The following is a 26,693-nucleotide window of genomic DNA, read 5'->3' as shown; positions in this document are numbered from 1 at the left end:
TGAGGATTTTTTACTGTGCCGCGTCTTCTTGTTCGTCTAGTTGATAACAGCTCTCTTCAGGGCGCCCAGGCGCTTCTCTTCTCAAGGACTTTTTTCATGACCGCTTCTTCCACCGCAGAACGCCCAAGCCTGCGCTCCCAACGCCTGAACCAGATCACCAACGCGCCGCACACCAAGCTCGACGCCTTGGTGAAAGCTCACGCGCCGTTCGAAACCCAAGCCAACTTCGCCCGTTTCGTGGTGGCCCAGTACCTGTTCCAATCGGAACTGGTGGCCTTGTACAACGATGCCGAGTTGAACCAGATCATCCCTGACCTGGCCGCCCGCTGCCGCGCCGAAGCGGCCAAGCTCGACCTGGCAGACCTGGACACCGAAATCCCGGCCCCGGTTGCCGGTGCGGTGAATAACCCCAGCAAAGCCGAAGCTTTGGGCTGGCTGTTCGTCTCCGAAGGCTCCAAGCTGGGCGCTGCGTTCCTGATCAAGCGCGCCGTGGGCCTGGGCCTGAGCGAAACCTTCGGTGCCCGCCACCTGGGCGAGCCGGCCGGTGGTCGCGCCGAAGGCTGGAAAAGCTTCACCCGCACCCTCGACGGCCTGGCATTCAGTGCCGAAGAAGAAGCTGCCGTGGAAAAAGGAGCGATTGATGCGTTTGTGCGCTTCACCGTGTTGCTGGAACAGGCGTACGCTAGCGCCCCAGAACTGGCGTAAGTGTTCTGGTAATCAGCGGTTCAATGTGGGAGCTGGCTTGCCTGCGATGGCGGTGGGTCAGCTCCAGATATTTAACCTGATACACCGCCATCGCAGGCAAGCCAGCTCCCACACTTGGGTGCATTTCATGGCTGATAATGTGTAAACCTTCCCACCAGAAAACTGCAGCATGACCGGCAAACCCCAATCCTCCTCCAAAATCGCCCAAGTCCTCTTTGGCCTGCTGGCCTACGTGAGCCTGGGGATCGGCTTGGTGGCGATTGTCATACCGGGGTTGCCCACCACCGAATTCATCTTGCTCGCCGCCTGGGCCGCCACCAAAAGCTCGCCGCGCCTCAGCGCCTGGCTGGAAAACCATCGCCTGTTCGGGCCGATCCTGTCCAACTGGCGCAATGGCAAGATCATCGCCCGCCGCGCCAAGGTCAGCGCCACGGTGAGCATGTTGCTGTGCGCCGTGCTGATGCTGGTGATGCTCGATCACGGCTGGCCGGTGTACCTGGCGATTGCCGGGATGAGCCTGGGCAACCTGTGGATCTGGTCCCGCCCCGAGCAGCTCGCACGCCCCGTATAACGGCCGGTGTAGGCGTTTTCCTACCGCTCATCGCCTATTTCTCATGAATTGATTTGTGACGCCGATGTTTCAGGTACGGCGCCGAATGGACTTGGCTCTTCTGCGTGCATTCCAACAAGTCCATTCGTGAGTGAACCTATGTTCGACACCCTCTCCATCCGCTTGAAAATCGTGTTGCTGTCCGGCCTGTGCCTGCTGGGTGTGATTGCACTGGTGGTCGGCATCAATATCTACAACACCAACCAGAACGATCGGTTGGTCAGTGATTCAAGCTCACGAATGCTCACCGCCAGCGTGGAGCAGTTGCTGCAATCCAAAGCGGCCGAACAGGCCGGCCACTTGCAGCAGACCTTCGGCGAAAACCTGCTGGTGGTCACAGCCCTGGCCGACCAGATCAAAGACCTGCGTCAGTTGGGCACCCAACGCGCCCTTGAAGCCGGGGCCCTGCGTGAAGAGCTCAACCGCAGCGTCAAAACCGCGTTCGAGCGCAACACCAAAGTGCTGGGCATCTGGTTGTCGTTCGAACCCAACGGGCTGGATGGCAAGGACAGCGAATTCATCGACGACAAGGCACGCGTCTCCAATGAAAAAGGCCGGTTTTCCAGCTACTGGAGTCGTGCTGGCGGCGAAGGCCAGAACACCATCATGGTCGAAGATGACCTGACCAAGACCACCCTCAACCTCAGCGGCACGCCTTACAACATCTGGTACACCTGCCCACGGGACACGCGCAGCACTTGCCTGCTGGACCCGTACGAAGACACGGTGGCCGGCAAACCGGTACTGATGACCACCATTTCCCTGCCGCTGATCGTCGACGGCAAAGTCATCGGTGTCGTCGGCGTGGACATCGCCCTCACCGCCCTGCAAGCGACCACCGATGCTGCGCAGAAAGACCTGTTCAACGGTGCCGCCCACCTGGAGATTCTGTCCAGCACCGGCCTGATCGCCGCCTACAGCGGTGAACCAGCCAAAGTCGGCAAGAACCTGATCGACAGCATCGGCGCCGAAGGCAAGGAGATCGTGCAACTGCTGGCCAATGACCGGCCGGTTATCCGTGAACAGGACGACACCATTCGTGCCGTGTACCCGCTCAAGCCGATTGCCGGTGCCAAATCCTGGGGCGTGGTGATCAAGCTGCCCAAAGCGGTGATGCTGGCCGACAACGAAAAACTGCAAGCCGTACTCGACGAGGCCCAGGCAACGGGCACGCTCAAAGCCCTGTTGGTGGCCGCCGCCGCTGGCCTGCTGGGCTTGCTGTTGATCTGGCTGACCGCTACTGGCGTGACCCGCCCTATCAATAGCGTGGCCGCCATGCTCAAGGACATCGCCAGCGGTGACGGCGACCTCACCCAGCGCCTGGCCTACGCCAAGAAGGACGAACTGGGCGAGCTGGTGAACTGGTTCAACCGCTTCCTCGACAAGCTGCAGCCGACCATTGCGCAGATCAAGCAAAGCATCACCGAAGCTCGTGGGACGGCCGATCAGTCGTCCGCCATTGCGCGCCAGACCAGCGAAGGCATGCAGGTGCAGTTCCGTGAAATCGACCAGGTCGCCACCGCGTCGAACGAAATGAGCGCCACCGCCCACGACGTGGCCAACAGCGCCTCCAATGCCGCCAGCGCGGCACGCGGCGCCGACCAGTCGGCTCGCGAAGGCATGTCGATCATCGAGCAGAGCACCCGCGATATCACCACTCTGGCCGACGAAGTCAGCAAAGCCGTGGGCGAAGTCGAAGCCCTGGCAGTCAACAGCGAGCAAATCGGTTCAGTGCTGGAGGTGATCCGCAGCATTGCCGAACAGACCAACCTGTTGGCGTTGAATGCGGCGATTGAAGCGGCGCGCGCTGGGGAAAGCGGACGTGGCTTTGCGGTGGTGGCCGACGAAGTGCGCAACCTGGCCAAACGCACCCAGGACTCGGTGGAAGAAATCCGCCTGGTGATCGAGCGTATCCAGAGCGGTACTCGTGGCGTAGTGGCGACCATGCACTCCAGCCAGCACCAGGCGCAGAGCAATGCCGGGCAGATCCATCAAGCCGTGCAAGCCCTGGGCAAGATCAGCGACGCGGTCACCGTGATCAGCGACATGAACCTGCAAATCGCCAGCGCGGCCGAACAGCAGAGCGCGGTGGCCGAAGAGGTCAACCGCAACGTCTCGGCGATTCGCACCGTGACCGAAACCCTCACGGGCCAGGCCACCGAGTCGGCGGCGATCAGCAGCCAGCTCAATGCGCTGGCCAGCCAGCAGATGAAGTTGATGGATCAGTTCAGGGTCTGACTCGGTTCTGAAAACACTAAACATCTGGGTGGGAGCCGGGCTCGCCCGCGATGCAGACAACTCGGTGTATCTGTGAAACCGAGTCGATGCCATCGCAGGCAAGCCAGCTCTCACATAGAGCAGAACAGCGGTGAATTACCGACCGGGCCAAGCCTGGACGAACGGCGTCAGGTCTTCCTTCGGCGCCGTACGCGGTGGGTTCTGCGGTGTGCCCAGGTAGAGAAAGCCAATCACTTCTTCATTCGCCGCCAACCCCAGGCCTTTGGCGACATGGGCCGAGTAGGACAATTCGCCAGTACGCCACACCGCGCCAATACCCTGGGCATACGCCGCCAGCAGAATGCCGTGGGCCGCACAGGCGGCGGCCAGCAATTGCTCGGACTTGGGCACTTTGAAATGCTCTTGCAAGCGTGCAATCACCACCACCACCAGCGGCGCACGCAGCGGGCCGTTCTGGGCTTTATCGATGGCGGCTTGCGGTGCGTCGGCGTCTTGCAGGCGGGCGGCTTCAGCCAACAGCGTGCCCATCTGTTCACGGGCTGCGCCTTCGACGGTGAGGAAACGCCACGGGCGCAGTTGACCGTGATCGGGCGCGCGCATGGCGGCGGCGAACAGCAGGTCGCGCTGCTCCTGGGTCGGTGCCGGGTCGAGCAAACGGGGCACGGAAACACGGTTGAGCAAAGCGTCGAGAGCCTGCATTGGCCACCTCCATAAAAAAATGTGCAGCCATTCTAGCGGGAAAGAATCGGGATGCCACCAAACGATAATTGCTCTTATTCAATCTGCCCTGCCCTGTTAGACTTTGCGCCTTAATTTTCTGCCCTCGTCCAGGAATCTCGATGTTCCGTGCGCTTTTGTACCTGCCTGCAGCGTTGATGGCTTTAAGCCTGACTGCTTGCGATGACGCCCCTCGCTTCACGAAAGCAGAGCCGGGTGAATCGCGGGCCGGTGGCGCGGCGACGGTAAACAAGCGCGACCAGAACGCCTTTTCCCTGCCCTCGGCCAACCTCGCGCCCACGCGGCGCCTGGACTTCAGCGTCGGCAACAGTTTCTTTCGCAACCCCTGGGTGATTGCGCCGTCCACCACCACGGCGCGCGATGGCCTGGGCCCACTGTTCAATACCAACGCCTGCCAGAACTGTCATATCAAGGATGGCCGTGGCCACCCGCCGCTGCCCGACGCGTCCAATGCCGTGTCGATGCTGGTGCGCCTGTCCATCCATCCCTCTATTACAGAGCAGCCAGCCTACGCCAAGCTCATCGAACAGATCGGCGTGGTACCCGAGCCGGTCTACGGCGGGCAACTCCAGGACATGGCCGTACCTGGCGTTGCGCCGGAAGGCAAGGTGCGGGTCGACTACACACCGGTCAACGTCAGATTCAAGGACGGTACGGTGGTCGAGTTGCGCAAGCCCGACCTGCAGATCACCCAACTCGGCTACGGCCCGATGCACCCCGACACACGCTTCTCGGCGCGTATCGCCCCGCCGATGATCGGCCTGGGCCTGCTCGAAGCGATCAGCGATGCCGATATCCTGCGCAACACTGACCCCAAGACCGCCGACAAAGAGGCTATTGTCGGCCGCGCCAATTGGGTCTGGGATGACGCTCAGGCCAAAACTGTCCTCGGGCGTTTTGGCTGGAAAGCCGGGCAGCCCAACCTCAACCAACAAAACGTTCACGCGTTTTCTGGTGATATGGGCCTCACCACGTCCCTGAGACCCTTCGATGACTGCACCGACGCCCAAGTGGCCTGCAAACAGGCGCCCAACGGCAATGGCCCGCAGGGTGAACCGGAAGTCAGCGATAACATCCTGCGCCTGGTGCTGTTCTACACCCGCAACCTCGCGGTGCCCGCACGTCGGGACGTTGATACGCCGCAAGTGCTGGCCGGCAAGAACCTGTTCTACCAGGCCGGTTGCCAAGGCTGTCACAAGCCCAGCTTCACCACCGCCGCCAATGCCGCCGAACCAGAACTGGCCAACCAGATGATTCGCCCTTACAGCGACCTGCTGCTGCACGATATGGGCGAAGGCCTGGCCGACAACCGTAGCGAATTCAAAGCCACCGGCCGCGACTGGCGCACCCCGCCGCTGTGGGGTATCGGCCTGACGCAAACCGTGAGTGGTCACACCCAGTTCCTGCATGACGGCCGCGCCCGCAACCTGCTTGAAGCCGTGCTGTGGCATGGCGGTGAAGCCCAAGCGGCGCAGCAACATGTGTTGTCGTTCAATGCCGAGCAGCGTGCCGCGTTGCTGGCGTTCCTGAATTCTTTATAAGCTTTGCCCCACTTACAGAAGGGAGCTCGACATGTTTCGTCCCAAGTTGTTGTTCACCAGCCTCGCCGCCCTGGCCTTGGGCGCCTGCTCGCCCCAAGACCCGCAAGCAGTGACCTCGGCAGCCATCGCCAAGCAAGTGATCCTGCCGACCTACAGCCGTTGGGTTGAGGCCGACCGTCAGTTGGCCGTCAGCGCCCTGGCCTACTGCCAAGGCAAGGAAAGCCTGGACACCGCCCGCGCTGACTTCCTGCACGCACAAAAAGCCTGGGCCGAGCTACAACCGCTGCTGATCGGCCCGCTGGCCGAAGGCAACCGGGCGTGGCAGGTGCAGTTCTGGCCAGACAAGAAGAACCTGGTCGGCCGCCAGGTCGAGCAACTGGTCAGCGCCCAGCCGCAGATCGACGCCGCGGCCCTGGCGAAATCCAGCGTGGTGGTGCAGGGCCTGTCGGCCTACGAATACATCCTCTACGACGCCAAGCCCGACGTCGCCGACGAAGCCCAGAAAGCCCGCTATTGCCCGTTACTGATGGCCATCGGCGAGCGCCAGAAACTCCTGGCCGAAGAGATCCTGGCCAGCTGGAACAGCACCGACGGCATGCTCGCGCAGATGACCAAGTTTCCGAACCAGCGCTACGCTGATTCCCACGAAGCCATCGCCGACCTGCTGCGCGTGCAAGTGACCGCGCTGGACACCCTGAAGAAAAAACTCGGCACCCCAATGGGCCGCCAGACCAAGGGCATCCCGCAACCGTTCCAGGCCGATGCCTGGCGCAGCCAGTCGTCCCTGCAGAGCCTGGAAGCCAGCCTCGCCGCAGCGCAGACCGTGTGGGTGGGCGTCGATAACAAAGGAATGCGTGGCCTGCTGCCGGCGGACCAGAAGCCCCTGGCCGAGAAAATCGACGCCGCCTACGCAGCGTCGCTGAAACTGTTCGCCAGCAACCAGCGCACCCTCAACGAACTGTTGAATGACGACGCCGGGCGCCAGCAACTCAACGACATCTACGACAGCCTCAACGTAGTCCATCGCCTGCATGAAGGTGAACTGGCCAAGGCGCTGGGCGTACAACTGGGCTTTAACGCCAACGACGGTGACTGATGATGCTCAGGCGACAGGCTTTGGCGGTGGGCAGCGTGCTGCTCAGCGCTATCACCTTGGGTGGCTGGACGCTGTTCAAGCACAAAGACAAAGGCCCGCTGCTGCTGTCGGCGCGCGATGATGCCGATGGCAAGCACTACGCTGTCGGCTATCGCCTGGACGGCAAGCCGGTATTTGCCACCCAGGTCGGCCAGCGCTGCCATGACATCATCAACCACCCAACGTTGCCGATTGCGCTGTTCGTCGCCCGTCGCCCGGGCACCGAGAGTTACCTGATCGACCTGCGCGATGGCAGGCTGCTGCAAACCCTCACCTCCAACGCCAACCGCCATTTCTATGGGCATGCGGTGATCCACAAGAGCGGCGCCTGGCTGTACGCCACCGAGAACGACACTTCCGACCCTGGTCGCGGCCTGTTGGGTGTGTATAAGTTTGAAGGTGAGCGGCTGGTGCACAGCGGCGAGATCTCTACCCACGGCATCGGCCCGCATCAAGTCTCGTGGATGCCCGACGGCGAGACGCTGATCGTGGCCAACGGTGGCATTCGCACCGAAGCCGAAAGCCGGGTAGAAATGAACCTCAACGCCATGGAGCCGAGCCTGGTGCTGATGCGCCGTGACGGCAGCCTGATCAGCAAGGAAACCCTGGCCCAGCAGATGAACAGCGTGCGGCACATGGGCATCGCCAGCGATGGCACCATCCTCACCGGGCAACAGTTCATGGGCCCGTCCCAGGAGCGTTCCGAGTTGCTGGCGATCAAGCGCCCGGGGCAGCCGTTCGTGGCGTTCCCAGTGGCGGATGAACAGTTGCAGGCGATGGGGCATTACACCGCCAGCGTGGCGGTGCACAGCGAACTGCGCCTGGTGGCGTTGACAGCACCTCGTGGCAATCGCTTTTTTATCTGGGACATGGACACCGCCGAACTGCGCCTGGATGGGCCCTTGCCGGACTGTGCGGGGGTGGGTGCGGTGGCGGATGGGTTTGTCGTGACATCAGGACAGGGGCGTTGCCGCTTCTATGACTGCCGCCAGGAAAAGTTACTGGCAACACCACTGGAGTTACCGGCGGGGTTCTGGGATAACCACCTGCACTTGGTCTAAAGACCGACGACATCAAAATGTGGGAGCGGGCTTGATCGTTCCCACGCTCTGCGTGGGAGTGCAACCCGTGACGCTCTGCGTCACTGGCGCTAACGGACGAGACGCAGAGCGTCTCAAGAGGCATTCCCACGCAGAGCGTGGGAATGATCATGCCTGGCGCACCATAAAAAAAGGGCCTCGCATGGCAAGGCCCTTTTCGGGGTCAATCGTTTCAACTTTGCGGCCTCATCGCTTGAGACATGCCGAACATGAATAACAACAATTCATGGTCGGGCTTGGCCGCCACACTCGTCTTGGCAATGCGTGGCAGCAGGCATTGCCCGCCACCGTCTACCGCACTCAACACTTGTGTACGAGGTTGTTCCCATACCGCCAGGGCCAGGGCTGCAACACCCAATGCCCCGACCAGAAACAAACCTCGTGCGATTTCTAGCTTCATCTGGTTAAACCCTTGATAGCGCTGCCAAACGCCGTCTCGTAAAAGTAGCTGAGTTTTTTCCAGTCGGTATCATTCCACGACGAATGGCGACGCAATTGCAGCATGTCGTGGGACGCGGCCCGATAAGCGGTCAGGCGCTGGCGGCATTTCTCAAAGTCCAGCAGGGCCACTTCCACAGTCGCCGCATCAGGCTCACCGGTAACTCGCACGAAAATGTGCTTGATATACAGGCAACCGTGTTGCCAGCGGCCTTTGTGCATACGGGCCAAGGTGCCGGCCAACTCTTGCAGCAGGCGCTCGTGGACCGCCTCGCCATACTGTTCGCGGCCACCGGCGGCGTACCAGTTTTCAATCTCGTCGAAACCGTCCAGGGACGCGGTGACCAACAGGGCTTTCCATTGGTGCTCCGGGTCGCGACGTGCTTCGCAAAACACCAGTTCCGGCACACGCACATCCAGCAAACGCAGGCCTTTGAGGGCATCGCGTTCACGCAGCACGGTCGGACGCCCAAAGGGGTGCAGCCAGCTACGGTAAATGTGGCCGGTCTGGCGCTTGCAATAGAGCAAACGGCCATTAGGGCTTATGACCCGTTGCACGCCACTTTCACCACCACGGCGACGGTTGGGTTCTTCCACCCATTCACCCTGTTGACGCCAGAAAAAATCAAATCGTTCTTCGGGAGCTACATGACTGCCTACTACGCACTCAACTGCCATCCTGTTACCTCTTGCGCAATACATACACTCGCCACATGGCGTAGAGCGGTATGAAGTCCAGGGATTCCTGAACACGGAAACCGGCCTGCTCGAATTCTGCCTCGACAGTAGCAGCCGGTAACACAAACCGGTTTTGGTAACCTTCTTGCTCACCTTTTTTGCGACGACGCACTTCGCTGCGCTTGCGCTTCCAGGCCTTGAAATTACCGTCTACCCACAGCGAAATAATCACGCTGTCGCGGGTAACACGTTGAAACTCGCGCAATATTGTCAATCTGTGCTCTGGATCACCGATGTGGTGCATCAAGCGCATGCAGAAAATACTGTCGACGGAGTTATCTGGCAAATCGATATCAAAGGCAGACGTCTGCAAAGGGCGTACCCGTTTCACCACCTCTGCCGGTTGGGCAGCGGTGGCGATCTTCAACATCGACGCCGAATTGTCAGCTCCGATAATCACACGGTTGGGTTTTTCGGCCAGTAACGGCCAGAAGCGTCCAGCGCCACACGGCAGGTCCAACACCAGGCCCGGCTCACCGGCCATGGCCAAGGCGCCGCGCGCCAACTGCTCGTCGCGCTTGTGGGACAACCGGCGAGCCAGATTGTCCTGATGCTTGAGCAAATATTTCTGCGCGTGTTGATCGTCGTACTTGTCAGAAAATTCCAGCTTGATCGGGGAAGGCATCTTACGTCTCCAGTAACTGATGCCTACGACCTTAAGCAGCGAACTGTGATCAACAGGTCAACTCGTTGTGAAAATCTTGTCCTGTCCAATTGCATACATTTCAAGACTTTACAGAAACATTCAGTAGCACCGGGCCATCTTCGCCGAAAAGCGGGCAGTCTGCATCAGCAAAACGACAGACTGAAGGGTCAGGTTTTGACTGGGTTGAGCTCCACGTGAAAACGGCAGCCATTAGGCTCCATGGTGCTCAGGCTCACGCTCCAACCCTGGCTTTCGCAGATCCGCTGCACCAGTGACAGGCCGAGGCCAAGGCCCTCGCCACGCTTCTCGCTACCGCGCACGAACGGCTCGAACATCGCTTCGCGCTTCTCTTCGGGGATCCCGACACCGGAGTCCTCCACCGTGAAACCACTGGGCTCCAGGGTCAGGCGGATAAACCCGTGCTCGGTGTAATGCAGTGCGTTGCGCAGCAGGTTGCCCATCACCGCATGCAAGAAGGTGGTGTTGTAGCGGGTGTCCAGGGGGTTACCCGGCAGGTAGATCAACGCCAGGCCTTTTTTCTCGATGGGCTCGCGCCAGATACCGAGCAGGTCTTCGGCCACCTGGGTGAGGTTGCCTTGGGGTGAACTGGCAGCGTCGTCGTGTTTGGCGCGGGCCAGCATCAGGAAGGTTTGCACCAGCTCGCGCATTTCTTCACAGGCACGGGCTATGCGCTCTACCTGGTTGCGACCACGTTGATCGATGGCCGGGTTTTCGCGCAACAGTTCGCAGGAGCTGGCCAGGACCATCAAGGGCGTGCGCAACTCATGGCTCACATCGCTGGTAAACAATTGCTCACGTGACAGCGCCTGGCGTAAACGCCCCAAGGTGGCGTCGAACGCCACCGCCAGTTCGCCCACTTCATCGGCGGCGTAATCCGGCGCCAGGGGCGGTGCCAGGCCCAACAGTTGGTCACGATGACGGACCTGGCGGGCCAGGCGTACCACCGGCGCCATCACCTTGCGGGCCAGCACCCAGCCGAGGAACGCCGCCAGCGCCAGGCTGAGTACGAACCCCACCAGCACCACCGCAAACAGCACGCGCTCACGCTCTTCGAAATCGCTCTGGTCTTGCAGCAACACATAACGTCGGCCATCGACCACTTCAACCATGGCGTGGTACGACAGCGCCTCGCGAAACACCTCATGAAACCCCGGGTCCAGATGGCGCAGGTCCTTGGGCAGTTCAAAATCGCCACGCCCGCCGCTGAAATAGAACAGCTGGTCCGGCTCCGGCCGATGGTTCCAGTCTTCGACGCTGTCCATCAACAGCAGGCGTTGCAAGTCGCCGCCCAAGCCCGCCGAGATCAACTTCTCTTCCACCAGGTGCACGGTCGCAATGATGCCGATGGCGAAGGCCCCCGCCACCAACGCACTCATCAAGGCGAAGGCGATGATGATGCGCTGGGCAAGGCTTTGCTTAAACTCCATCACGACCCTCGGCCAGGCGATAACCCACACCATGCACCGTTTGCAGCAATGGCTTGGCGAAGGGTTTGTCGATCACTTGGCGCAATTGGTGAACATGGCTGCGCAGGCTGTCGCTGTCCGGGCAGTCGTCTCCCCACAGGGCTTCTTCGAGAACTTCCCGACGCAGAACGTGCGGGCTTTTCTGCATCAGCACGGCGAGCAGTTTCAGACCCACGGGGTTGAGCTTGAGCAGGCGCCCTTCGCGGGTGACTTCCAGCGTATCGAGGTCGTAGTTCAGGTCACCCACTTGCAGGGCACGACGCCCGCCACCCTGGGCACGGCGCAACACCGCTTCGATACGCGCAGCCAGTTCCGACAAGGCGAAGGGTTTGAGCAGGTAGTCATCGGCGCCAGACTTGAAGCCCTGCAGCCGGTCGTCCAGTTGGTCGCGAGCGGTAAGCATGATTACCGGAGTGTCACGGCGCGCGTCTTCGCGCAGGCGTTTGCACAGGGTATAGCCATCGATGCCGGGCAACATGATGTCGAGCACGATCAGGTCGTAATGCTCGGTGGCCGCGAGGTGCAGGCCCGACAAACCATCCTGCGCACAGTCCACTGTGTAGCCTTTGAGCCCCAGGTAATCGGCCAGGTTGGCGAGGATATCGCGGTTGTCTTCAACCAATAGAATTCGCATGGGCAGTGTCTCCGTACGCGGTAACGGCCGTGTTGGCTCGCGCAGCTTAAGGCCAAGCGGGGCTCAGGGATAGAGCGCAGAGCCCCGCCGATAAAGCTTTTCAACTGTTTTTAGAGCCAAACAAGTTTTTCACTATAGCTTCACAAACTGACTACAGCCTCAGGAAGAAGATCGCCCCCCATTGATCTAAGGAACATAGACATGGGTTTTTTCAAAACCGCGCCAATGCGTTATTTGCTATTGATCACCGGGGCCTGGTTAGTGGTTTTCCTGCTCACCCGCAGTGTGCTGCTCATCACTCACCTGGATGAAGTCGGCGGCAACCTGCTGCCGGTGTTTGGCGTAGGTGTGCTCTACGACCTGGCCTTCCTCGCCTACGCAGCCTTGCCGCTTGGCCTGTATTTGCTGCTCTGCCCGCCAGCCCTGTGGCGCCGCCGTGGCCATCGCTGGTTCCTGCAAGCGGTGCTGACCGTCAGCCTGTTCGCCATGCTGTTCACCTCGGTGGCCGAATGGTTGTTCTGGGATGAGTTTGGCGTGCGCTTCAACTTTATCGCTGTCGATTACTTGGTGTACTCCGATGAGGTACTGAACAACCTGCTGGAGTCTTACCCGATCGGCAAGCTGCTGAGCCTGCTGGCGATGCTTGCACTGATTCTGAGCGTGGCTCTGCGCAAGCCCTTCAATGCCGCGATGGCAGCGCCCGTGCCTGCGCTGCGTGGCCGTTTGGTCAACGCCCTGGGCCTGCTGGTGCTCGCCGGCCTCAGCCTGCAACTGGTCAGCCAGGACAGCCCACGCACCCAAGGCGGTAACGCGTACAACAACGAATTGGCCAGCAACGGGCCTTATCAGTTCTTCGCCGCCTTCCGTAACAACGAACTGGATTACACCCAGTTCTACAAAAGCCTGCCGACCGACGTCGTCGCCAAGCAGTTGCGCGCCGAACTGAGTGAGCCCAACGCCCGCTTTATCGACCCGGACCCGCTGGATATTCGCCGTGCCATCACCAACCCCGGCACACTGCGCAAGCCCAACATCGTACTGGTGACCATCGAGAGCTTCAGCGCCAAGTACATGGGCAGCAATGGCGATGCGCGCAACCTCACGCCCAATCTGGATGCATTGCGCCAACAGAGCCTGTACTTCAATAACTTCTACGCCACCGGTACGCGCACCGACCGAGGCCTGGAAGCCATTACCCTGGCAGTCCCGCCGACGCCGGGACGTTCGATCGTCAAGCGCATCGGCCGCGAAAGCGGGTTCGCCAGCCTGGGGCAACAGCTCTCGGCCATCGGTTATGACAGCGTATTTGTCTACGGCGGGCGCGGTTACTTCGACAATATGAACGCGTTCTTCAGCGGCAACGGTTATCGGGTCGTGGACCAGAGCAGCGTGCCAGAGTCGGAGATCTCGTTCAAAAACGCCTGGGGCATGGCCGACGAAGACCTGTTCAAACAGACCTTGAAACTGGCCGACGCCGATTACGCCAAGCAGCAGCCGTTCTTGCTGCAACTGATGACCACCTCCAACCATCGCCCTTATACCTACCCGGACGGGCGTATCGATATCAAATCCGGCAAGGGCCGCGACGGCGCGGTGAAATACACCGACTACGCCATCGGCCAGTTCCTTGAGGCGGCGCGCCAGAAGCCGTGGTTCGATAACACGATCTTCGTGTTCGTCGCCGACCACACGGCCGGCAGCGCGGGCAAGGAAGACCTGCCGATCACCAACTACCAGATACCGCTGTTTATCTACGCGCCCAAGCTGATCGACGCACGGGAATCCGCCCAACTGGCCAGCCAGATCGACCTGGCGCCGACCTTGCTGGGCCTGCTCAACCTGAGCTACGAATCAACATTCTTTGGCCGCAACCTGCTGCAGGACAACCCATTGCCTGCACGGGTAGTGGTGGGCAATTACCAGCACCTGGGTCTGTTCGATGGCAAGGACCTGGCAATCCTCAGCCCGCGCCAAGGCTTGCGTCGCCACGACAAGGCCTTGGGCGAGAGCCAGGAGCTGCGCGTCGGTAGCGATGACCCCTTGATTCAACGGGCGATCACCTACTACCAGGCCGCCAGTTATGACTACAAACAGCAACTGCTGAGCTGGAAAGCGCCCAAGGAAGAGGCTCCAGTCTTAAGCAAACGCTAATCAAAAAGCCTCGTGCAGGTGAGCACGGGGCTTTTTTACCAAGGTTCGAGATGAAATCCCCCTCCTCTTTACCAGTTTCCAAACCGCTTGATTTTTGGCTGTGCCTGGGCCTGCCTGCCAGCGCTGCAGTAGCCTTGCTGTTGCTTGAACTGACGTCACTGGACATGGACCTGGCCAGGCATTTCTATAGCGCAGAGGCTGGCGGCTTCATTGGCCGCTATAGCTTCTTCCTTGAAGACATCCTGCATGACCGTGCCAAGCAACTGGTGATCCTGTTTTCGGTGCTGGCGATTCTGGGCCTGGTCGGCAGCTTCATCCTGCAGCGGCTCAAGCCGTACCGCCGTGAACTGGTGTGCCTGGTGCTGTCGCTGGGCATGGCGACGGCGTTCGTGTCGCCATTGAAAACCATCACCGCCGTGCAATGCCCCTGGAGCCTCAAGGAGTTCGGCGGCCAGGAAACCTACAGCGAACTGCTCAGCCCGCGCCCACCTACCGATAAACCCGGCCGTTGCTGGCCCGGCGGACATGCCGCCACCGGGTTCGCCTTGTTCGCCTGGTTCTTTGCCCTGCGGGATCGACGGCCACGGCTGGCCCGCTACGCGTTCATCTTTGCTGTCGGCCTGGGCAGCGTGTTTTCAGTCAGCCGTATGCTGCAAGGGGCGCATTTCTTTTCCCACAATGTGTGGACAGCGATCTTTTGCTGGCTGATCTGCCTGGGGCTGTATTGCTTGTTGCTGTACCGGCCTTCACGGCAAGCCGTAATGCCGGCCAGTTAAACGAATGCAACGAAGATCAAATGTGGGAGCTGGCTTGCCTGCGATTGGCCATAAGTATCGACACAACTTTGCAGCGGTCGACGGCAACTACAATCTCGATAACCACGCTGGCCGAACGCAGGCTTGAACTCCTGGGTAACCCGGCAGGGCGGCCCCTAGATGGCCGTTGCCTGACTAACGGATATGAACGCGCTCTGATCCGATATTCCTGCAGGCTGGCAGGCCGTCTTCGCAGGCAAGCCAGCTCCCACATTTTGACCGCCGTGCATCAGTTAGATAAGCGTGGCTGTCAGGCCGCCGTCGGGTGGGTACAGCCGTGCATAAAAAAGCCCCGCCTGCATCACTGCAGGCGGGGCTTTTTATAGCGCCGGGTAGGCTGGCTTACATCATGCCGCCCATGCCACCCATGCCGCCCATGTCTGGCATACCGCCGCCAGCCGAGCCTTCTTTCTTCGGTGCTTCAGCGATCGCAGCTTCGGTGGTCAGGATCAGACCGCCGATGGAGGATGCTGCTTGCAGCGCGGAACGAGTCACCTTGGTTGGATCCAGGATGCCCATTTCGATCATGTCGCCGTACACGCCAGTCGCAGCGTTGTAACCGTAGTTACCTTTGCCGTTCTTGACTTCGTTGACCACAACGCTTGGCTCGTCGCCGGAGTTGGCAGCGATCTGGCGCAGCGGTGCTTCAACGGCACGACGCAGTACAGCGATACCGACGTTCTGGTCAGCGTTGTCGCCGGTCAGCTCAGTCAGGGCTTCCAGAGCACGGATCAGCGCAACGCCACCGCCAGGTACCACGCCTTCTTCAACGGCTGCACGGGTTGCGTGCAGGGCGTCTTCAACGCGGGCCTTCTTCTCTTTCATTTCAACTTCGGAGCCAGCGCCAACCTTGATCACTGCAACGCCGCCAGACAGCTTGGCCAGGCGCTCTTGCAGTTTTTCACGGTCGTAGTCCGAGGAAGTCTCGGCAACCTGTGCACGGATCTGAGCGATACGGGACTCGATGTCGCCTTCAACGCCAGCACCGTCAACGATGATGGTGTTTTCCTTGGACAGGGTCACGCGCTTGGCGCTACCCAGGTTTTCCAGGGTGGCGCTTTCCAGGCTCAGGCCGATCTCTTCGGAGATAACGGTACCGCCGGTCAGAACGGCGATGTCCTGCAGCATGGCCTTGCGACGGTCGCCGAAGCCTGGCGCCTTGACGGCTGCAACCTTGACGATGCCACGCATGTTGTTCACAACCAGAGTCGCCAGGGCTTCGCCTTCAACGTCTTCAGCCACGATCAGCAGTGGGCGGCCGGCTTTGGCAACGGCTTCCAGCACTGGCAGCATTTCGCGGATGTTGGAGATCTTTTTGTCGACCAGCAGGATCAGCGGGCTGTCCAGCTCGGCAACCATGGTGTCCGGCTTGTTGACGAAGTACGGGGACAGGTAGCCACGGTCGAACTGCATGCCTTCTACAACCGACAGTTCGTTTTCCAGGCCCGAGCCTTCTTCAACGGTGATCACGCCTTCTTTACCGACTTTTTCCATGGCTTCGGCAATGATGTCGCCGATGGAGCTGTCGGAGTTTGCGGAGATGGTGCCTACCTGAGCGATGGCCTTGGTGTCGGCGCATGGCTTGGACAGGTTCTTCAGCTCTTTGACGATGGCGATGGTCGCCTTGTCGATGCCGCGCTTGAGGTCCATCGGGTTCATGCCGGCAGCAACGGCCTTCAGGCCTTCGTTGACGATCGACTGAGCCAGTACGGTTGCGGTGGTAGTACCGTCACCTGCGTCATCGTTGGCACGGGAGGCAACGTCTTTGACCAGCTGCGCGCCCATGTTTTCGAAACGGTCTTCCAGTTCGATTTCTTTGGCGACGGAAACGCCGTCCTTGGTGATGGTCGGAGCGCCGAAGCTCTTCTCGATGATCACGTTACGGCCTTTCGGGCCCAAGGTCGCTTTTACTGCGTCAGCCAGTACGTTGACGCCAGTGAGCATTTTCTTGCGGGCGGAGTCGCCGAATTTAACTTCTTTAGCAGCCATGATCGATATTCCTTAAATACTTTGTAGTAACGGGAAAATGAGCGAGGAAATCAGTCTTCCAGAACGGCGAGAATTTCGTTCTCAGCCATTACCAGCAGGTCTTCGCCGTCTACTTTCACAGTGTTGCTGCCGGAGTAAGGGCCGAAAACAACCTTGTCACCCACTTTCACGGCCAGTGCGCGTACATCACCGTTCTCCAGGGTTTTGCCTGGGCCAGCAGCGACGATCACACCGTGGTTGGCTTTTTCAGCAGCCGAACCTGGCAGAACGATCCCGCCGGCGGTTTTCTTTTCTTCTTCGCTGCGACGGATTACGACGCGGTCGTGCAGAGGACGAAGCTTCATTGTCGATCTCTCCTAATTGTGTTTTTCATCGGCCGGTATCAATTCCGGCGGGTTAAATTCCGGCGGTGCCGGTCGCGGCTCGCGGGGCGAGACGCGGAAGTCTGTCTGATGTCACCACCAGAAACCTTGCGGTGACCGTTACATAAGGGCGCCCAGGCTTATTACAAGGGGCCGAGGATGAAATTTTTTGTGTCGGCTCAAGGGTAAATGCAACACGGCACCCGAAGGTGCCGTGCCAGTGAAGCGGTTACTTAGGGTCGCGGTGTTCGAACTCGCCTTCGATCACATCACCTTCACGCCCCAGGGGTTGGCGTGGAGCCGGGCCACCACGGGGTTGCAGGTCGTCGGCGAACGCACGCTGGCGCATCGCGGCCTCTTCAGCACGCTGGCGCATTTTGCCGGCCAGCAGCTTGCGGGTGAACGGCAGCAACAGCACCAGGCCGAGCACGTCGCTGATAAAGCCCGGCAGGATCAGCAGGCCACCGGCCAGTGCCATCATCAGGCCCTCAAGCATGGTCTGGGCCGGCAGTTCGCCGCGGTTCAGGCTTTCACGGGCACGCAGCGCGGTGGCCAGGCCGGCGACACGCAGCACCAGGACGCCGAGCATGGAGCCTACGATGATCAGCAACAGCGCCGGGAAGAAACCGATCGCACCGCTGACTTTAACGAATACGAACAGCTCCAACACCGGAAACAGCAGAAAGAGCAATAAAAAAGGGCGCATCAAATGGTTCCTCAACGCAAGAATGCCTTGCCAGTTCACCTTAGATGACGTCGCCGTTGTGTGAATTCAAGCAGTAGCCGCGGTTTTTTTCGGCCAGACTTCAGCGTGCGCCAATGAAACCAGGGCTTCACGCACTTGTGTCGGCGTATTGCAGGGCTCGGCAAACCCTAGCCAATGTAACGATTGGCCAATGCGCAGGTGCATGCCTTCGCTGTCGATGCCGGCCAACTGTGCAGGCTCGGTGGTCGGCAAGCCGCCCAGCTCGACGTAATGGGCGATGGCCTTGGTGTGATCGCTGTTCATGTGCTCGATCATGCTGCGCTCGGCCTTGCCCGCAAACGGGTTGGCCAAGGTTAACTGGTCGACCCAATGGATCGCGCCAAACCCACCGATGTAACGGTGACGGACGGGGTTGAGCACCCAGAAATCGAAATCGTGGGCCTTGTGGTAGTTGGCCGAATCAGGGAAGTAGCGGTAGTAGCGCTCGGCCGCAGCTTCGATGGCGGCGGGGTCTTCCAGCTTCTCGGCTTCGGCCAGGTAGGTCAGGCGCCCCACGGCTTGCACATCATCGGCCTCGCGCTCACCCACCAACAGCGAACACTTGGGATCTTTTTGCAGGTTGTGGGTGTGCTGGGCAATGCGGCTGATCAGGATCAGCGGGCGGCCCTGCTCGTCCAGGCAGTAGGGCACCACCGAGCCAAAGGGAAAGCCGGGCATGGCTTTGGACTGTGTGGCGAGCGCCCCACGGTATTCCTTGAGCAACAGCTCTCGGGCGTTCTTGGCAACCTGCGTGCTCAATAGATGACTCCTCGGGTGTTCCGCCGCCCATGGCATATGGGAATGGATCTCAACACAAGGTAATCAATATCTGCGCAGGTTGCCAGAGTGGCCGACGCCGGTTTACCAGGCCACGCCGAAGCCTGCGGTGTAACGGGTCTTGCTCAAGCTGCTATCGGAGTCGCCGCTGATGACGTCACGCTCGGCCTTGAGATTGAGGGACGCCCATTCGGTGACTTTGTAGCGCAGGCCCATCTCGGCATCCAGGGAGTAATCGGCCGGGCCGTCCAGAGGCTTGCCCAATTCGCCGTTGGTGAAGAACTCTACGGTCTTGCCCACCAGGTAGCGGTTGTAGTTCCACTTCATGGCCAGAGAGTAGAAGTTGTCCTTGCCGCCGTCGGCATATTCATAATCGGTACGGTTGACCAGCGATCCGAGGGAGAACGCGCCCAACTCATCGTCCCAGAACTGGTAGCCCGGGCCGGTACCCACGGTGCGCTGGCGCGCCAGGTCTTCGACCTTGTCGCGTTTGTAGGTCAGGCGCCCCTGCCAGAACCAGTGCTCGGTGATAAAACGGTCCAGGTCGTATTCCAGGGCCCAGTTGTCGGTGGTGGTGACGTCGTCCTGGAACTCGCGGTTATATTCGCCCTTGCCCGTATGACGCCACTGGCCGTGACGGGCCGAGGTCTTGAAGTCGATGTCGTAGTCGTTGGTGTCTTTGTCCGCGCGTTTGTAGTCCAGCGCCAGGTCGACATTACCCTTCCACACCAGGTCTTCGATCACGGGCTTGGGCTTCATGATCTGTTGGATACTTGCCAGTTCCACCGTCTTGGGCGCCTCGCCATTGGCCAGCACCACCTTGCCGTCATCCGATGCCTGCAAGGACTTGGCCTTTTCACCGCTGTAGGCGTCCTGCTTGACCAGCAGCTCCTGGTCACTTTCCAGGGTTTTGACCTGCTTCCAGTCCACCGGAATGGAGCCTGCGTAGGTGGTTTGGATCAGCAACTTGCCACCGTCGAAGACTTTTATCTTGCCAGTGAGCCGGTCACCGTTTTTCAACCAGACGGTATCGGCGAGTAAGGGCGTGGAAGCACTGAAAACAGCAAGGCACAACAGGGTTCTGGACAACATAAGCAGGTACGGGGCTCAGGATAGGCGAAAAAAGGGGCGTTATAGTGTTACATGGCTAGAACTGACTCAAGGATTTATATTGAGTTCAATACTCATCGTCATGTTTACAGACGTTTCTGACAAAACAACGACGATCTCAACGGATATCTCCACAGTGATCCCACCTGCAGATGCACCACAAAGCCCTGCCGAGATGCGCCGCACCGCCTTGTACCTGACGTTATCGCAGGTGCCCGAAGGCTGCGTGGTGAGTTACGGCGAGCTGGCCCACCTGGCGGGTCTGGGCCGTGCTGCCCGCTGGGTCGGGCGCACCCTGAGCCAGTTGCCGCAAGACACGCGGTTGCCCTGGCATCGGGTGCTGGGTGCCGGTGGTCGGATAAGCCTGCCGGTGGGCAGTGCCTCGGGCGACGAACAACGTGCGCGTTTACGTAGCGAAGGCGTCACTATCCTGAACAATCGTGTTGATATTCAGCGTCATGGCTGGCGCCCGGTAGAGCACAGCGGTTAGAGTGCGCGCTTTGTTTCCGCAAATCTGAGGCAGACTCCAGCCCATGCCCCGTAAAACCTGGCGCGCCGCGCTCGCCGCCTATGCCAGCCCTTCGACGTTAGTGCTGTTGTTGCTCGGTTTCGCCGCCGGCATGCCTTACATGTTGGTGTTTTCGACGCTTTCGGTGTGGCTGCGTGAAGCCGGTGTGGCTCGCGAGACCATTGGCTATGCGAGCCTGATCGGCCTGGCCTACGCCTTTAAATGGGTCTGGTCGCCGCTGCTCGACCAATGGCGCCTGCCGTTGCTTGGCAAACTGGGGCGTCGTCGCTCCTGGCTGGTGCTGGCCCAATCGCTGGTGATCCTCGGATTGATCGGCATGGGTTTTTGTGACCCGCAAAAACACTTGTCCTGGTTGATCGCCATCGCGGTGATTGTCGCCTTCGCGTCGGCCACCCAAGATATCGCCGTGGATGCCTACCGCCTGGAAATCGCCGACGACAGCCGTCAGGCCGCCCTGGCGGCAAGCTACATGTCCGGCTATCGCATTGCCGCCCTGTTGGCCACGGCCGGTGCGCTGTTCTTTGCCGAAGGCTTTGGCTCCACCGGCTTCAACTATAAACACTCGGCCTGGACCGGCACCTATGTGCTGTTCGGCGTGTTGATGGTGCCGGCGTTGCTCACCACCTTCCTCATGCGTGAACCTGATGTGCCACTGCGCACCCAGTTGCAGGCCGGCCGCTACAGTTTCATGCACCAGTTGGTGTCGGTGTTTGTGCTGATCGTGCTGTTGGTCTCAGTGCCGGCGATGTTCACCCAGTTGTACAACACCGACTTCGCCAGCGTGCTGTTCCAGGGCGTGAGTTTGTGGGAACTGCTGATGGAAGACCGCGCGTTCCTGCGCGCCATCCTCTATATCATCCTCACTACCCTGTGCCTTTCAGCCATGGGCCGCCGGGGCCTGGCGCCCGTGCTCACGCCGGTCAACGACTTTATCCTGCGCTACCGTTGGCAGGCGCTGCTGCTGCTCGGGCTGATTGCCACCTATCGCATGTCCGACACGGTGATGGGCGTCATGGCCAACGTGTTCTATATCGACCAGGGTTTCACCAAGGACCAGATCGCCGGAGTGAGCAAGATCTTCGGCCTGATCATGACCCTGCTCGGCGCCGGCATGGGCGGCCTGTTGATCGTGCGGTTCGGCATATTGCCGATCCTGTTCATCGGCGGCGTGGCCTCGGCCGGTACCAACCTGCTGTTCGTGATGCTCGCCGACATGGGCCCCGACCTGCAGATGTTGATCGTGACCATCTCCCTGGACAACTTCAGTTCGGGCATGGCCACCTCGGCATTCGTGGCTTACCTGTCGAGCCTCACCAACCTCAAGTTCTCCGCCACCCAATATGCGCTGCTCAGTTCGATCATGCTGTTGCTGCCACGTTTGATCGGCGGCTATTCAGGCGTGATGGTGGAGAAGTTCGGTTACCACAACTTCTTTATGATCACCTGCCTGTTGGGCGTGCCGACGCTGCTCCTGATTGCGTTGCATTGGTTCCAGGAGAACCGCCGCGCCCGGCTGAATCCCCCGCCGGAAGACTGACACGACTCAGTCAATGTGGGAGCTGGCTTGCCTGCGATAGCGGTGGTGAACCCAGCGCCGCTATCGCAGGCAAGCCAGCTCCCACACAAGCGACCGTTACGACAGATACGCCCCGCCACCTCACGCCTGTACTCCGGCGACAAGCGCCCGTACAATCCCAAGTCATTTCAAGTCCAAGCAACCGACAACGGCCTACCATGCGTACCAGTCAATATTTGCTCGCCACACAGAAAGAAACGCCTTCCGACGCGGTTGTAATCAGCCATCAGTTGATGCTGCGCGCCGGTATGATCCGCAAACTGGCCTCGGGCCTGTACACCTGGTTGCCCATGGGCTTGAAGGTGATGCGCAAGGTCGAAGCCATCGTTCGTGAAGAAATGAACGCTGCCGGCTCTCTGGAAGTGTTGATGCCGAGCACCCAACCGGCTGAGTTGTGGCAGGAATCCGGGCGCTGGGAAGAGTACGGCCCTGAGTTGCTGCGCTTCAAGGACCGTCATGGCCGCGATTTCTGCGCCGGCCCGACCCACGAAGAAGTCATCACCGACCTGATGCGCAACGAGCTGAGCAGCTATAAGCAGTTGCCGCTCAACCTGTATCAGATCCAGACCAAGTTCCGTGATGAGATCCGCCCACGCTTCGGCCTGATGCGTGGCCGCGAGTTCATCATGAAGGACGCCTATTCGTTCCACGCCGACCAGGCTTCCCTGCAAGCGACCTACGACCGCATGCACCAGGCCTACTGCAACGTGTTCACGCGCCTGGGCCTGAAGTTCCGCCCGGTTGAAGCGGACAACGGCTCCATCGGCGGTGCCGGCTCCCACGAATTCCACGTGCTGGCCGAGTCTGGCGAAGACGATATCGTGTTCAGCAACGGTTCCGACTACGCGGCGAACATCGAGAAGGCCGAAGCCATACCACGTGAAACCTCGCGCCCTGCTCCCACCGAGGAGCTGCGCCTGGTCGACACGCCAGACACCAAGACCATCGCGGCCCTGGTGGAGAAATTCAATCTGCCGATTGAAAAGACCATCAAGACCCTGATCGTGCGCGCCGAAGAAGAAGGCAAGCTGATCGCCCTGGTGATCCGTGGTGACCACGAGCTCAACGAAATCAAGGCCGCTAACCAGCCTGGCGTAGCCAGCCCGCTGGTCATGGCCACCGATGCCGAACTGCGCGACGCCATTGGCGCCGGTGCCGGTTCCCTCGGCCCGCTGAACCTGCCACTGCCGATCATCATCGACCGTTCCGTTGAGCTGATGAGCGACTTCGGTATCGGCGCCAACATCGACGACAAGCACTACTTCGGCGTGAACTGGGAGCGTGACCTGCCGGTTCCGACCGTGGCCGACCTGCGCAACGTCGTGGCCGGCGACCCGAGCCCGGATGGCAAGGGCACCCTGGAGATCAAGCGCGGCATCGAAGTCGGGCACATCTTCCAGCTGGGCAACAAGTACAGCAAGGCGATGAAGTGCGAAGTACTGGGTGAGAACGGCAAGCCGATCACCCTGGACATGGGCTGCTACGGCATTGGCGTATCCCGCGTGGTGGCCGCTGCCATCGAGCAGAACAACGACGAGAAAGGCATCATCTGGAGTGACGCGCTGGCGCCGTTCCAGGTGGCCCTGGTGCCATTGCGCTATGAAACCGAGCAAGTACGCGAAGCCACCGACAAACTGTACGCGCAACTCACCGCCGCCGGTTTTGAAGTGCTGCTCGATGATCGGGACAAGAAAACCAGCCCGGGCATCAAGTTCGCCGACATGGAACTGATTGGCATCCCGCACCGGATCGTGGTCAGTGACCGCGGCCTGGCGGATGGCAATCTGGAATACAAGAGCCGGACCGAAGCCGAAGCCCAACCGTTGCCGGTGGCTGAGGTGCTGTCTTTCCTCCAGGCGCGTATTCGTCGCTGAAAACCAGATCAAGAGAAGTCATGTTCAAGCGAAACACCAGAGCCCTGGGGGGCGCCGCCTTGTGCGGCGCCCTGCTGGTCAGCGGCTGCGCCAATCAGATGTCGCAACGCAGTGAACACGAGGAGCGGGTCGAGCGTAAGTTGCTCGACCACAGCCTGCAGATCGATGTAGGCGAGCCTAAAGTGCTGGAGCTACCGCAACGCCGGGTTCGCATTCATGAGCAGAAGACCTTCGAGGTCACCGAATTCGAAGTCACCCGTCGTTACGACCGCTACACACCCTACCAGCCCTGGCGCAAACTCTATGAGATGCCCCTGGGTGCCGTGGCGCTGGTGGCGGGCGTGGGTGCTAACGTGGTGAATATCTTCGCCCTCGGCAACCTGCCCACGAGTGTGACCCATGACTGGTTGAGCTATGGCGTGGACGGCATCAACCCGTTCATGAACGTGCAATCCCACGGCCGTGCGCAACAGAACCTGGCGGCCATCGATGAAGTCCAGCGTGACAAGCGCCTGGAGTATTCGAGCCTGCCCTGGAGCGAGCGCCCGGTGCAAGTCACCGCCGGCAAGCAGACCCACGAGCTGACCACCGACCGTAACGGCATACTGCGCCTTAACCTGTTGGACAGCCCCTTTGCCGAGCAGGACCTGAACCGCGTCACCACGCTGAAAATCACTGTGGCGGATGGCCAGGACGACGTGCATACCGACTCGACCCTGGCGGTCAGCAACACGCTGCGCAGCAAGCTGCTCGAAGCCCATGCCCTGATCTATGACGACCTGGAAGATGACGAAGTGAACCAGTGGGTACACCGGGTCAAACGCTTGTCGGAGCTGGGCCTGGAAGAAGAAGCCAGCGAGCTGGAACAAAGCCTGATTGAACTGACGCGCAATGATCCGGAGTTGCAGCAGGAGTTTGTGCAGGCGTTGACCAAGGATGGGGGGCGGTTAGTCGCCGATCCTGGCGCACGCTGATCGTGCAATACCTGTGAAGATCAAACTGTGGGAGCTGGCTTGCCTGCGATAGCGGTGTATCAGTTAAAGCATTCTTGACTGACACACGGCTATCGCAAGCAAGCCAGCTCCCACATTTGTTTCGGGTTTTTACCAGGAAAACTCGAGCTGTTCGTTGCCGCCGCTCAGGTCCAGCAACCGTACGCCTATCCCCAGCAACCGCACCGGCTTGCCCCCGCGATTGAACGCCTGGGTCATCAACTGTTCATAACTCTCCAGATCCCGTCCTGCCCCGGCCTGCTCCAGCGTCGTCTGGGTAAAGTCATGAAACTTCACTTTCACGAACGGCTTGCCCGCCCGGTAGCTGCTGTCGATACGCGCCATGCGCCCGGCCAGGGTCTCCATCAGCTCCGGCAGTTTCGCCAGGCAGCTTGAAAGATCCGGCAAGTCCACATCGTAGGTGTTTTCCACGCTAATCGATTGCCGACGGCTGTCGTTTTGCACCACACGGTCATCAATTCCACGGGCCAGGCTCCAGAGGCGCTCGCCAAAACTGCCGAATTCGCGCACCAGCGCCAGTTTGTTCCAGTCGCGCAATTGCAGGCAGTCTTCGATGCCCAGGCGCGCCAGCTTGTCAGCGGTGACCTTGCCCACGCCATGCAGCTTGCTGACACGCAACTGCGAGACAAAGTCTTCAACCTGATCCGGCGTGATCACAAACAGGCCGTTGGGCTTTTTCCAGTCGCTGGCGATCTTGGCCAAAAACTTGTTGGGCGCCACGCCGGCAGACACAGTGATATGCAACTGGTTGGAGACCCGGCGCCGAATGTCCTGGGCAATACGCGTGGCGCTGCCGCCAAAATGCGGGCTGTCAGACACATCAAGGTAAGCCTCATCCAGCGACAACGGCTCGATCAAGTCGGTGTAGTCGCGGAAGATCAGTTGGATTTCTTTCGACGCTTCTTTATAGGCATCCATGCGCGGCTTAACAATGGTCAAGTCCGGGCAGAGCTTCAAGGCATGACGTGACGACATCGCCGAACGCACCCCATACGCTCGCGCCTCGTAGTTGCAGGTAGCGATCACCCCCCGCCGGTCCGCCGAACCGCCCACCGCCAAGGGCTTTTGCGCCAGGCTCGGGTCGTCACGCATCTCGATGGCGGCGTAGAAGCAATCACAGTCAACGTGGATGATTTTGCGCTGCGTCATATAAACGGGGTGTGAACCAAAGGGTGGCCAGTATCGCATTCACACCTGTATATAGCACCAGTAGTTTGATTCTTCCTTCCAAGTGGTAGGAAGTTTCCTTGATGAATTTATTTTTTCAATCGAATTCGGGCTTCCGATAGAGCTGAAAGCCTTGGCCTGACTGGCCCAGAGCACTTCACGCCCCCTCTTTGGAGAGCTAACCGATTGAACCACAAGCGCTTTTGTTTGATTCACAGGTTGACACACTCGCGTTCCTCTGTAGAATGCCGACACACAGACGCGGGATGGAGCAGTCTGGTAGCTCGTCGGGCTCATAACCCGAAGGTCGTCGGTTCAAATCCGGCTCCCGCAACCAAACATCAAAAAAGGCTACTCGAAAGAGTGGCCTTTTTTGTGCGCGCTTGTTTTTGCCTGCACAATGCAGCCAACACCTTGATTTCAGAATAATTAGCGCTTATTTCAGCGATCAGCTCATTAACGGTTGACACCCCGCCGCTGGGCTGTAGAATGCCGCCCACAGACGCGGGATGGAGCAGTCTGGTAGCTCGTCGGGCTCATAACCCGAAGGTCGTCGGTTCAAATCCGGCTCCCGC

General features: G+C 60.0%; 24 protein-coding genes, 1 tRNA gene and 1 pseudogene. 14 read left to right on the top strand and 12 right to left on the bottom strand.

The window, feature by feature from the left end; translation table 11 throughout:
* The first annotated feature begins 96 nt into the window (after positions 1-96).
* The 4 genes and pseudogenes from BOP96_RS25005 to BOP96_RS31000 all read left to right on the top strand — a co-directional run bounded on the left by BOP96_RS25005 (position 97) and on the right by BOP96_RS31000 (position 3,553).
* Positions 97-705, top strand: coding sequence for a biliverdin-producing heme oxygenase (locus BOP96_RS25005; protein ID WP_014719756.1), 609 nt, complete (start codon positions 97-99; stop codon positions 703-705).
* 169 nt (positions 706-874) lie between these two features.
* On the top strand, positions 875-1,276 hold the full coding sequence (locus BOP96_RS25000) for a YbaN family protein (RefSeq protein ID WP_014719757.1): 402 nt from the start codon (positions 875-877) through the stop codon (positions 1,274-1,276).
* Between the two features lie 138 nt (positions 1,277-1,414).
* Positions 1,415-2,695, top strand: a pseudogene (locus BOP96_RS31005) (PDC sensor domain-containing protein); the annotation flags it as partial.
* Between the two features lie 102 nt (positions 2,696-2,797).
* Positions 2,798-3,553, top strand: a complete 756-nt coding sequence (locus BOP96_RS31000; RefSeq protein WP_370706227.1) for a methyl-accepting chemotaxis protein — start codon at positions 2,798-2,800, stop codon at positions 3,551-3,553.
* A gap of 135 nt (positions 3,554-3,688) precedes the next feature.
* On the opposite strand, the gene BOP96_RS24990 is transcribed toward BOP96_RS31000, so the two are convergent.
* The gene (locus BOP96_RS24990; protein WP_003193928.1) at positions 3,689-4,252 is read right to left on the bottom strand and encodes an NAD(P)H nitroreductase; all 564 of its coding nucleotides are present in this window, start codon (positions 4,250-4,252) and stop codon (positions 3,689-3,691) included.
* A gap of 140 nt (positions 4,253-4,392) precedes the next feature.
* On the opposite strand from BOP96_RS24990, the gene BOP96_RS24985 reads away from it, so the two are divergent.
* From BOP96_RS24985 to BOP96_RS24975, 3 genes are read left to right on the top strand one after another with little or no spacing between them, the layout of a single operon-like run.
* Positions 4,393-5,832: a di-heme oxidoreductase family protein gene (locus tag BOP96_RS24985; protein ID WP_073454293.1), complete on the top strand. Its 1,440-nt coding sequence runs from the start codon at positions 4,393-4,395 to the stop codon at positions 5,830-5,832.
* 31 nt (positions 5,833-5,863) lie between these two features.
* On the top strand, positions 5,864-6,928 hold the full coding sequence (locus BOP96_RS24980; RefSeq protein ID WP_073454291.1) for an imelysin family protein: 1,065 nt from the start codon (positions 5,864-5,866) through the stop codon (positions 6,926-6,928).
* Between the two features lie 2 nt (positions 6,929-6,930).
* Complete coding sequence (locus BOP96_RS24975) at positions 6,931-8,028, top strand: DUF1513 domain-containing protein (protein ID WP_073454300.1); 1,098 nt, start codon at positions 6,931-6,933, stop codon at positions 8,026-8,028.
* A gap of 211 nt (positions 8,029-8,239) precedes the next feature.
* On the opposite strand, the gene BOP96_RS24970 is transcribed toward BOP96_RS24975, so the two are convergent.
* From BOP96_RS24970 to colR, 5 genes are all read right to left on the bottom strand, one after another.
* Positions 8,240-8,467: a hypothetical protein gene (locus BOP96_RS24970; RefSeq protein ID WP_003193932.1), complete on the bottom strand. Its 228-nt coding sequence runs from the start codon at positions 8,465-8,467 to the stop codon at positions 8,240-8,242.
* Positions 8,464-9,183, bottom strand: a complete 720-nt coding sequence (locus tag BOP96_RS24965; RefSeq protein ID WP_019817333.1) for a lipopolysaccharide kinase InaA family protein — start codon at positions 9,181-9,183, stop codon at positions 8,464-8,466. Before BOP96_RS24965 ends, BOP96_RS24970 begins: the two co-directional genes overlap by 4 nt.
* 4 nt (positions 9,184-9,187) lie before the next feature.
* Positions 9,188-9,868, bottom strand: coding sequence for a class I SAM-dependent methyltransferase (locus BOP96_RS24960; protein WP_019817332.1), 681 nt, complete (start codon positions 9,866-9,868; stop codon positions 9,188-9,190).
* Positions 9,869-10,056: 188 nt separating this feature from the next.
* On the bottom strand, positions 10,057-11,337 hold the full coding sequence (locus BOP96_RS24955) for a sensor histidine kinase (protein WP_014719764.1): 1,281 nt from the start codon (positions 11,335-11,337) through the stop codon (positions 10,057-10,059).
* Positions 11,327-12,010, bottom strand: coding sequence for a two-component system response regulator ColR (gene colR, locus BOP96_RS24950; protein ID WP_003193936.1), 684 nt, complete (start codon positions 12,008-12,010; stop codon positions 11,327-11,329). The genes BOP96_RS24955 and colR overlap by 11 nt, the downstream gene beginning before the upstream one ends.
* 201 nt (positions 12,011-12,211) lie before the next feature.
* Between colR and BOP96_RS24945 the strand changes: the two genes are divergently transcribed.
* Both BOP96_RS24945 and BOP96_RS24940 read left to right on the top strand, forming a co-directional pair.
* Positions 12,212-14,161 carry an LTA synthase family protein gene (locus BOP96_RS24945; RefSeq protein WP_073454290.1) on the top strand — a complete coding sequence of 650 codons (1,950 nt, stop codon included), beginning with the start codon at positions 12,212-12,214 and terminating at the stop codon, positions 14,159-14,161.
* Positions 14,162-14,211: 50 nt separating this feature from the next.
* Positions 14,212-14,937: a phosphatase PAP2 family protein gene (locus BOP96_RS24940; protein ID WP_073454289.1), complete on the top strand. Its 726-nt coding sequence runs from the start codon at positions 14,212-14,214 to the stop codon at positions 14,935-14,937.
* Between the two features lie 381 nt (positions 14,938-15,318).
* On the opposite strand, the gene groL is transcribed toward BOP96_RS24940, so the two are convergent.
* From groL to BOP96_RS24915, 5 genes are all read right to left on the bottom strand, one after another.
* Complete coding sequence (gene groL, locus BOP96_RS24935; protein WP_014719767.1) at positions 15,319-16,965, bottom strand: chaperonin GroEL; 1,647 nt, start codon at positions 16,963-16,965, stop codon at positions 15,319-15,321.
* A gap of 50 nt (positions 16,966-17,015) precedes the next feature.
* Positions 17,016-17,309 (bottom strand): co-chaperone GroES, encoded by a 294-nt coding sequence (locus BOP96_RS24930; protein WP_003193940.1) that lies wholly within the window; start codon positions 17,307-17,309, stop codon positions 17,016-17,018.
* 247 nt (positions 17,310-17,556) lie between these two features.
* On the bottom strand, positions 17,557-18,033 hold the full coding sequence (locus BOP96_RS24925) for an FxsA family protein (RefSeq protein ID WP_003193941.1): 477 nt from the start codon (positions 18,031-18,033) through the stop codon (positions 17,557-17,559).
* A gap of 66 nt (positions 18,034-18,099) precedes the next feature.
* The gene (locus BOP96_RS24920; RefSeq protein ID WP_014719768.1) at positions 18,100-18,831 is read right to left on the bottom strand and encodes a HugZ family pyridoxamine 5'-phosphate oxidase; all 732 of its coding nucleotides are present in this window, start codon (positions 18,829-18,831) and stop codon (positions 18,100-18,102) included.
* A 102-nt stretch (positions 18,832-18,933) separates the two neighbouring features.
* Positions 18,934-19,941 carry a DUF481 domain-containing protein gene (locus BOP96_RS24915; RefSeq protein ID WP_014719769.1) on the bottom strand — a complete coding sequence of 336 codons (1,008 nt, stop codon included), beginning with the start codon at positions 19,939-19,941 and terminating at the stop codon, positions 18,934-18,936.
* Between the two features lie 193 nt (positions 19,942-20,134).
* Here BOP96_RS24915 and BOP96_RS24910 point away from each other — a divergent pair, with 193 nt between their 5' ends.
* From BOP96_RS24910 to BOP96_RS24895, 4 genes are all read left to right on the top strand, one after another.
* On the top strand, positions 20,135-20,449 hold the full coding sequence (locus BOP96_RS24910) for an MGMT family protein (protein WP_020301352.1): 315 nt from the start codon (positions 20,135-20,137) through the stop codon (positions 20,447-20,449).
* A 43-nt stretch (positions 20,450-20,492) separates the two neighbouring features.
* A complete protein-coding gene (locus BOP96_RS24905; protein ID WP_014719771.1) occupies positions 20,493-22,025 on the top strand; it encodes an AmpG family muropeptide MFS transporter in 1,533 nt (510 codons plus the stop codon).
* A 197-nt stretch (positions 22,026-22,222) separates the two neighbouring features.
* Positions 22,223-23,938: a proline--tRNA ligase gene (locus BOP96_RS24900; protein ID WP_014719772.1), complete on the top strand. Its 1,716-nt coding sequence runs from the start codon at positions 22,223-22,225 to the stop codon at positions 23,936-23,938.
* A 20-nt stretch (positions 23,939-23,958) separates the two neighbouring features.
* Positions 23,959-24,912 carry a hypothetical protein gene (locus BOP96_RS24895; protein WP_032902715.1) on the top strand — a complete coding sequence of 318 codons (954 nt, stop codon included), beginning with the start codon at positions 23,959-23,961 and terminating at the stop codon, positions 24,910-24,912.
* Positions 24,913-25,041: 129 nt separating this feature from the next.
* On the opposite strand, the gene dinB is transcribed toward BOP96_RS24895, so the two are convergent.
* Positions 25,042-26,100, bottom strand: a complete 1,059-nt coding sequence (gene dinB, locus BOP96_RS24890) for a DNA polymerase IV (RefSeq protein ID WP_014719774.1) — start codon at positions 26,098-26,100, stop codon at positions 25,042-25,044.
* Between the two features lie 278 nt (positions 26,101-26,378).
* Here dinB and BOP96_RS24885 point away from each other — a divergent pair.
* A tRNA-Met gene (locus tag BOP96_RS24885) sits at positions 26,379-26,455 on the top strand.
* The last annotated feature ends 238 nt before the right edge of the window (positions 26,456-26,693 follow it).

Source organism: Pseudomonas sp. FSL W5-0203 (assembly GCF_001896155.1).
GTDB lineage: Bacteria > Pseudomonadota > Gammaproteobacteria > Pseudomonadales > Pseudomonadaceae > Aquipseudomonas > Aquipseudomonas paracarnis.
Note: the sequence above shows the minus strand (reverse complement) of the source record. Positions and strands in the feature narration are given on the sequence as shown.

Bases quoted from the DNA above. Each gene is read 5' to 3' on its own strand.
- groL (WP_014719767.1), bottom strand. From the start codon at position 16,965: ATGGCTGCTAAAGAAGTTAAATTCGGCGACTCCGCCCGCAAGAAAATG.
- BOP96_RS24900 (WP_014719772.1), top strand. From the start codon at position 22,223: ATGCGTACCAGTCAATATTTGCTCGCCACACAGAAAGAAACGCCTTCC.
- BOP96_RS24985 (WP_073454293.1), top strand. From the start codon at position 4,393: ATGTTCCGTGCGCTTTTGTACCTGCCTGCAGCGTTGATGGCTTTAAGC.
- BOP96_RS25005 (WP_014719756.1), top strand. From the start codon at position 97: ATGACCGCTTCTTCCACCGCAGAACGCCCAAGCCTGCGCTCCCAACGC.
- BOP96_RS24990 (WP_003193928.1), bottom strand. From the start codon at position 4,252: ATGCAGGCTCTCGACGCTTTGCTCAACCGTGTTTCCGTGCCCCGTTTG.
- colR (WP_003193936.1), bottom strand. From the start codon at position 12,010: ATGCGAATTCTATTGGTTGAAGACAACCGCGATATCCTCGCCAACCTG.
- BOP96_RS24980 (WP_073454291.1), top strand. From the start codon at position 5,864: ATGTTTCGTCCCAAGTTGTTGTTCACCAGCCTCGCCGCCCTGGCCTTG.
- dinB (WP_014719774.1), bottom strand. From the start codon at position 26,100: ATGACGCAGCGCAAAATCATCCACGTTGACTGTGATTGCTTCTACGCC.
- BOP96_RS24955 (WP_014719764.1), bottom strand. From the start codon at position 11,337: ATGGAGTTTAAGCAAAGCCTTGCCCAGCGCATCATCATCGCCTTCGCC.
- BOP96_RS24965 (WP_019817333.1), bottom strand. From the start codon at position 9,183: ATGGCAGTTGAGTGCGTAGTAGGCAGTCATGTAGCTCCCGAAGAACGA.
- BOP96_RS24940 (WP_073454289.1), top strand. From the start codon at position 14,212: ATGAAATCCCCCTCCTCTTTACCAGTTTCCAAACCGCTTGATTTTTGG.
- BOP96_RS24905 (WP_014719771.1), top strand. From the start codon at position 20,493: ATGCCCCGTAAAACCTGGCGCGCCGCGCTCGCCGCCTATGCCAGCCCT.
- BOP96_RS24910 (WP_020301352.1), top strand. From the start codon at position 20,135: ATGCGCCGCACCGCCTTGTACCTGACGTTATCGCAGGTGCCCGAAGGC.
- BOP96_RS24945 (WP_073454290.1), top strand. From the start codon at position 12,212: ATGGGTTTTTTCAAAACCGCGCCAATGCGTTATTTGCTATTGATCACC.
- BOP96_RS24930 (WP_003193940.1), bottom strand. From the start codon at position 17,309: ATGAAGCTTCGTCCTCTGCACGACCGCGTCGTAATCCGTCGCAGCGAA.
- BOP96_RS24925 (WP_003193941.1), bottom strand. From the start codon at position 18,033: ATGCGCCCTTTTTTATTGCTCTTTCTGCTGTTTCCGGTGTTGGAGCTG.
- BOP96_RS24960 (WP_019817332.1), bottom strand. From the start codon at position 9,868: ATGCCTTCCCCGATCAAGCTGGAATTTTCTGACAAGTACGACGATCAA.
- BOP96_RS24915 (WP_014719769.1), bottom strand. From the start codon at position 19,941: ATGTTGTCCAGAACCCTGTTGTGCCTTGCTGTTTTCAGTGCTTCCACG.
- BOP96_RS24975 (WP_073454300.1), top strand. From the start codon at position 6,931: ATGCTCAGGCGACAGGCTTTGGCGGTGGGCAGCGTGCTGCTCAGCGCT.
- BOP96_RS24895 (WP_032902715.1), top strand. From the start codon at position 23,959: ATGTTCAAGCGAAACACCAGAGCCCTGGGGGGCGCCGCCTTGTGCGGC.
- BOP96_RS31000 (WP_370706227.1), top strand. From the start codon at position 2,798: ATGCAGGTGCAGTTCCGTGAAATCGACCAGGTCGCCACCGCGTCGAAC.
- BOP96_RS24970 (WP_003193932.1), bottom strand. From the start codon at position 8,467: ATGAAGCTAGAAATCGCACGAGGTTTGTTTCTGGTCGGGGCATTGGGT.
- BOP96_RS25000 (WP_014719757.1), top strand. From the start codon at position 875: ATGACCGGCAAACCCCAATCCTCCTCCAAAATCGCCCAAGTCCTCTTT.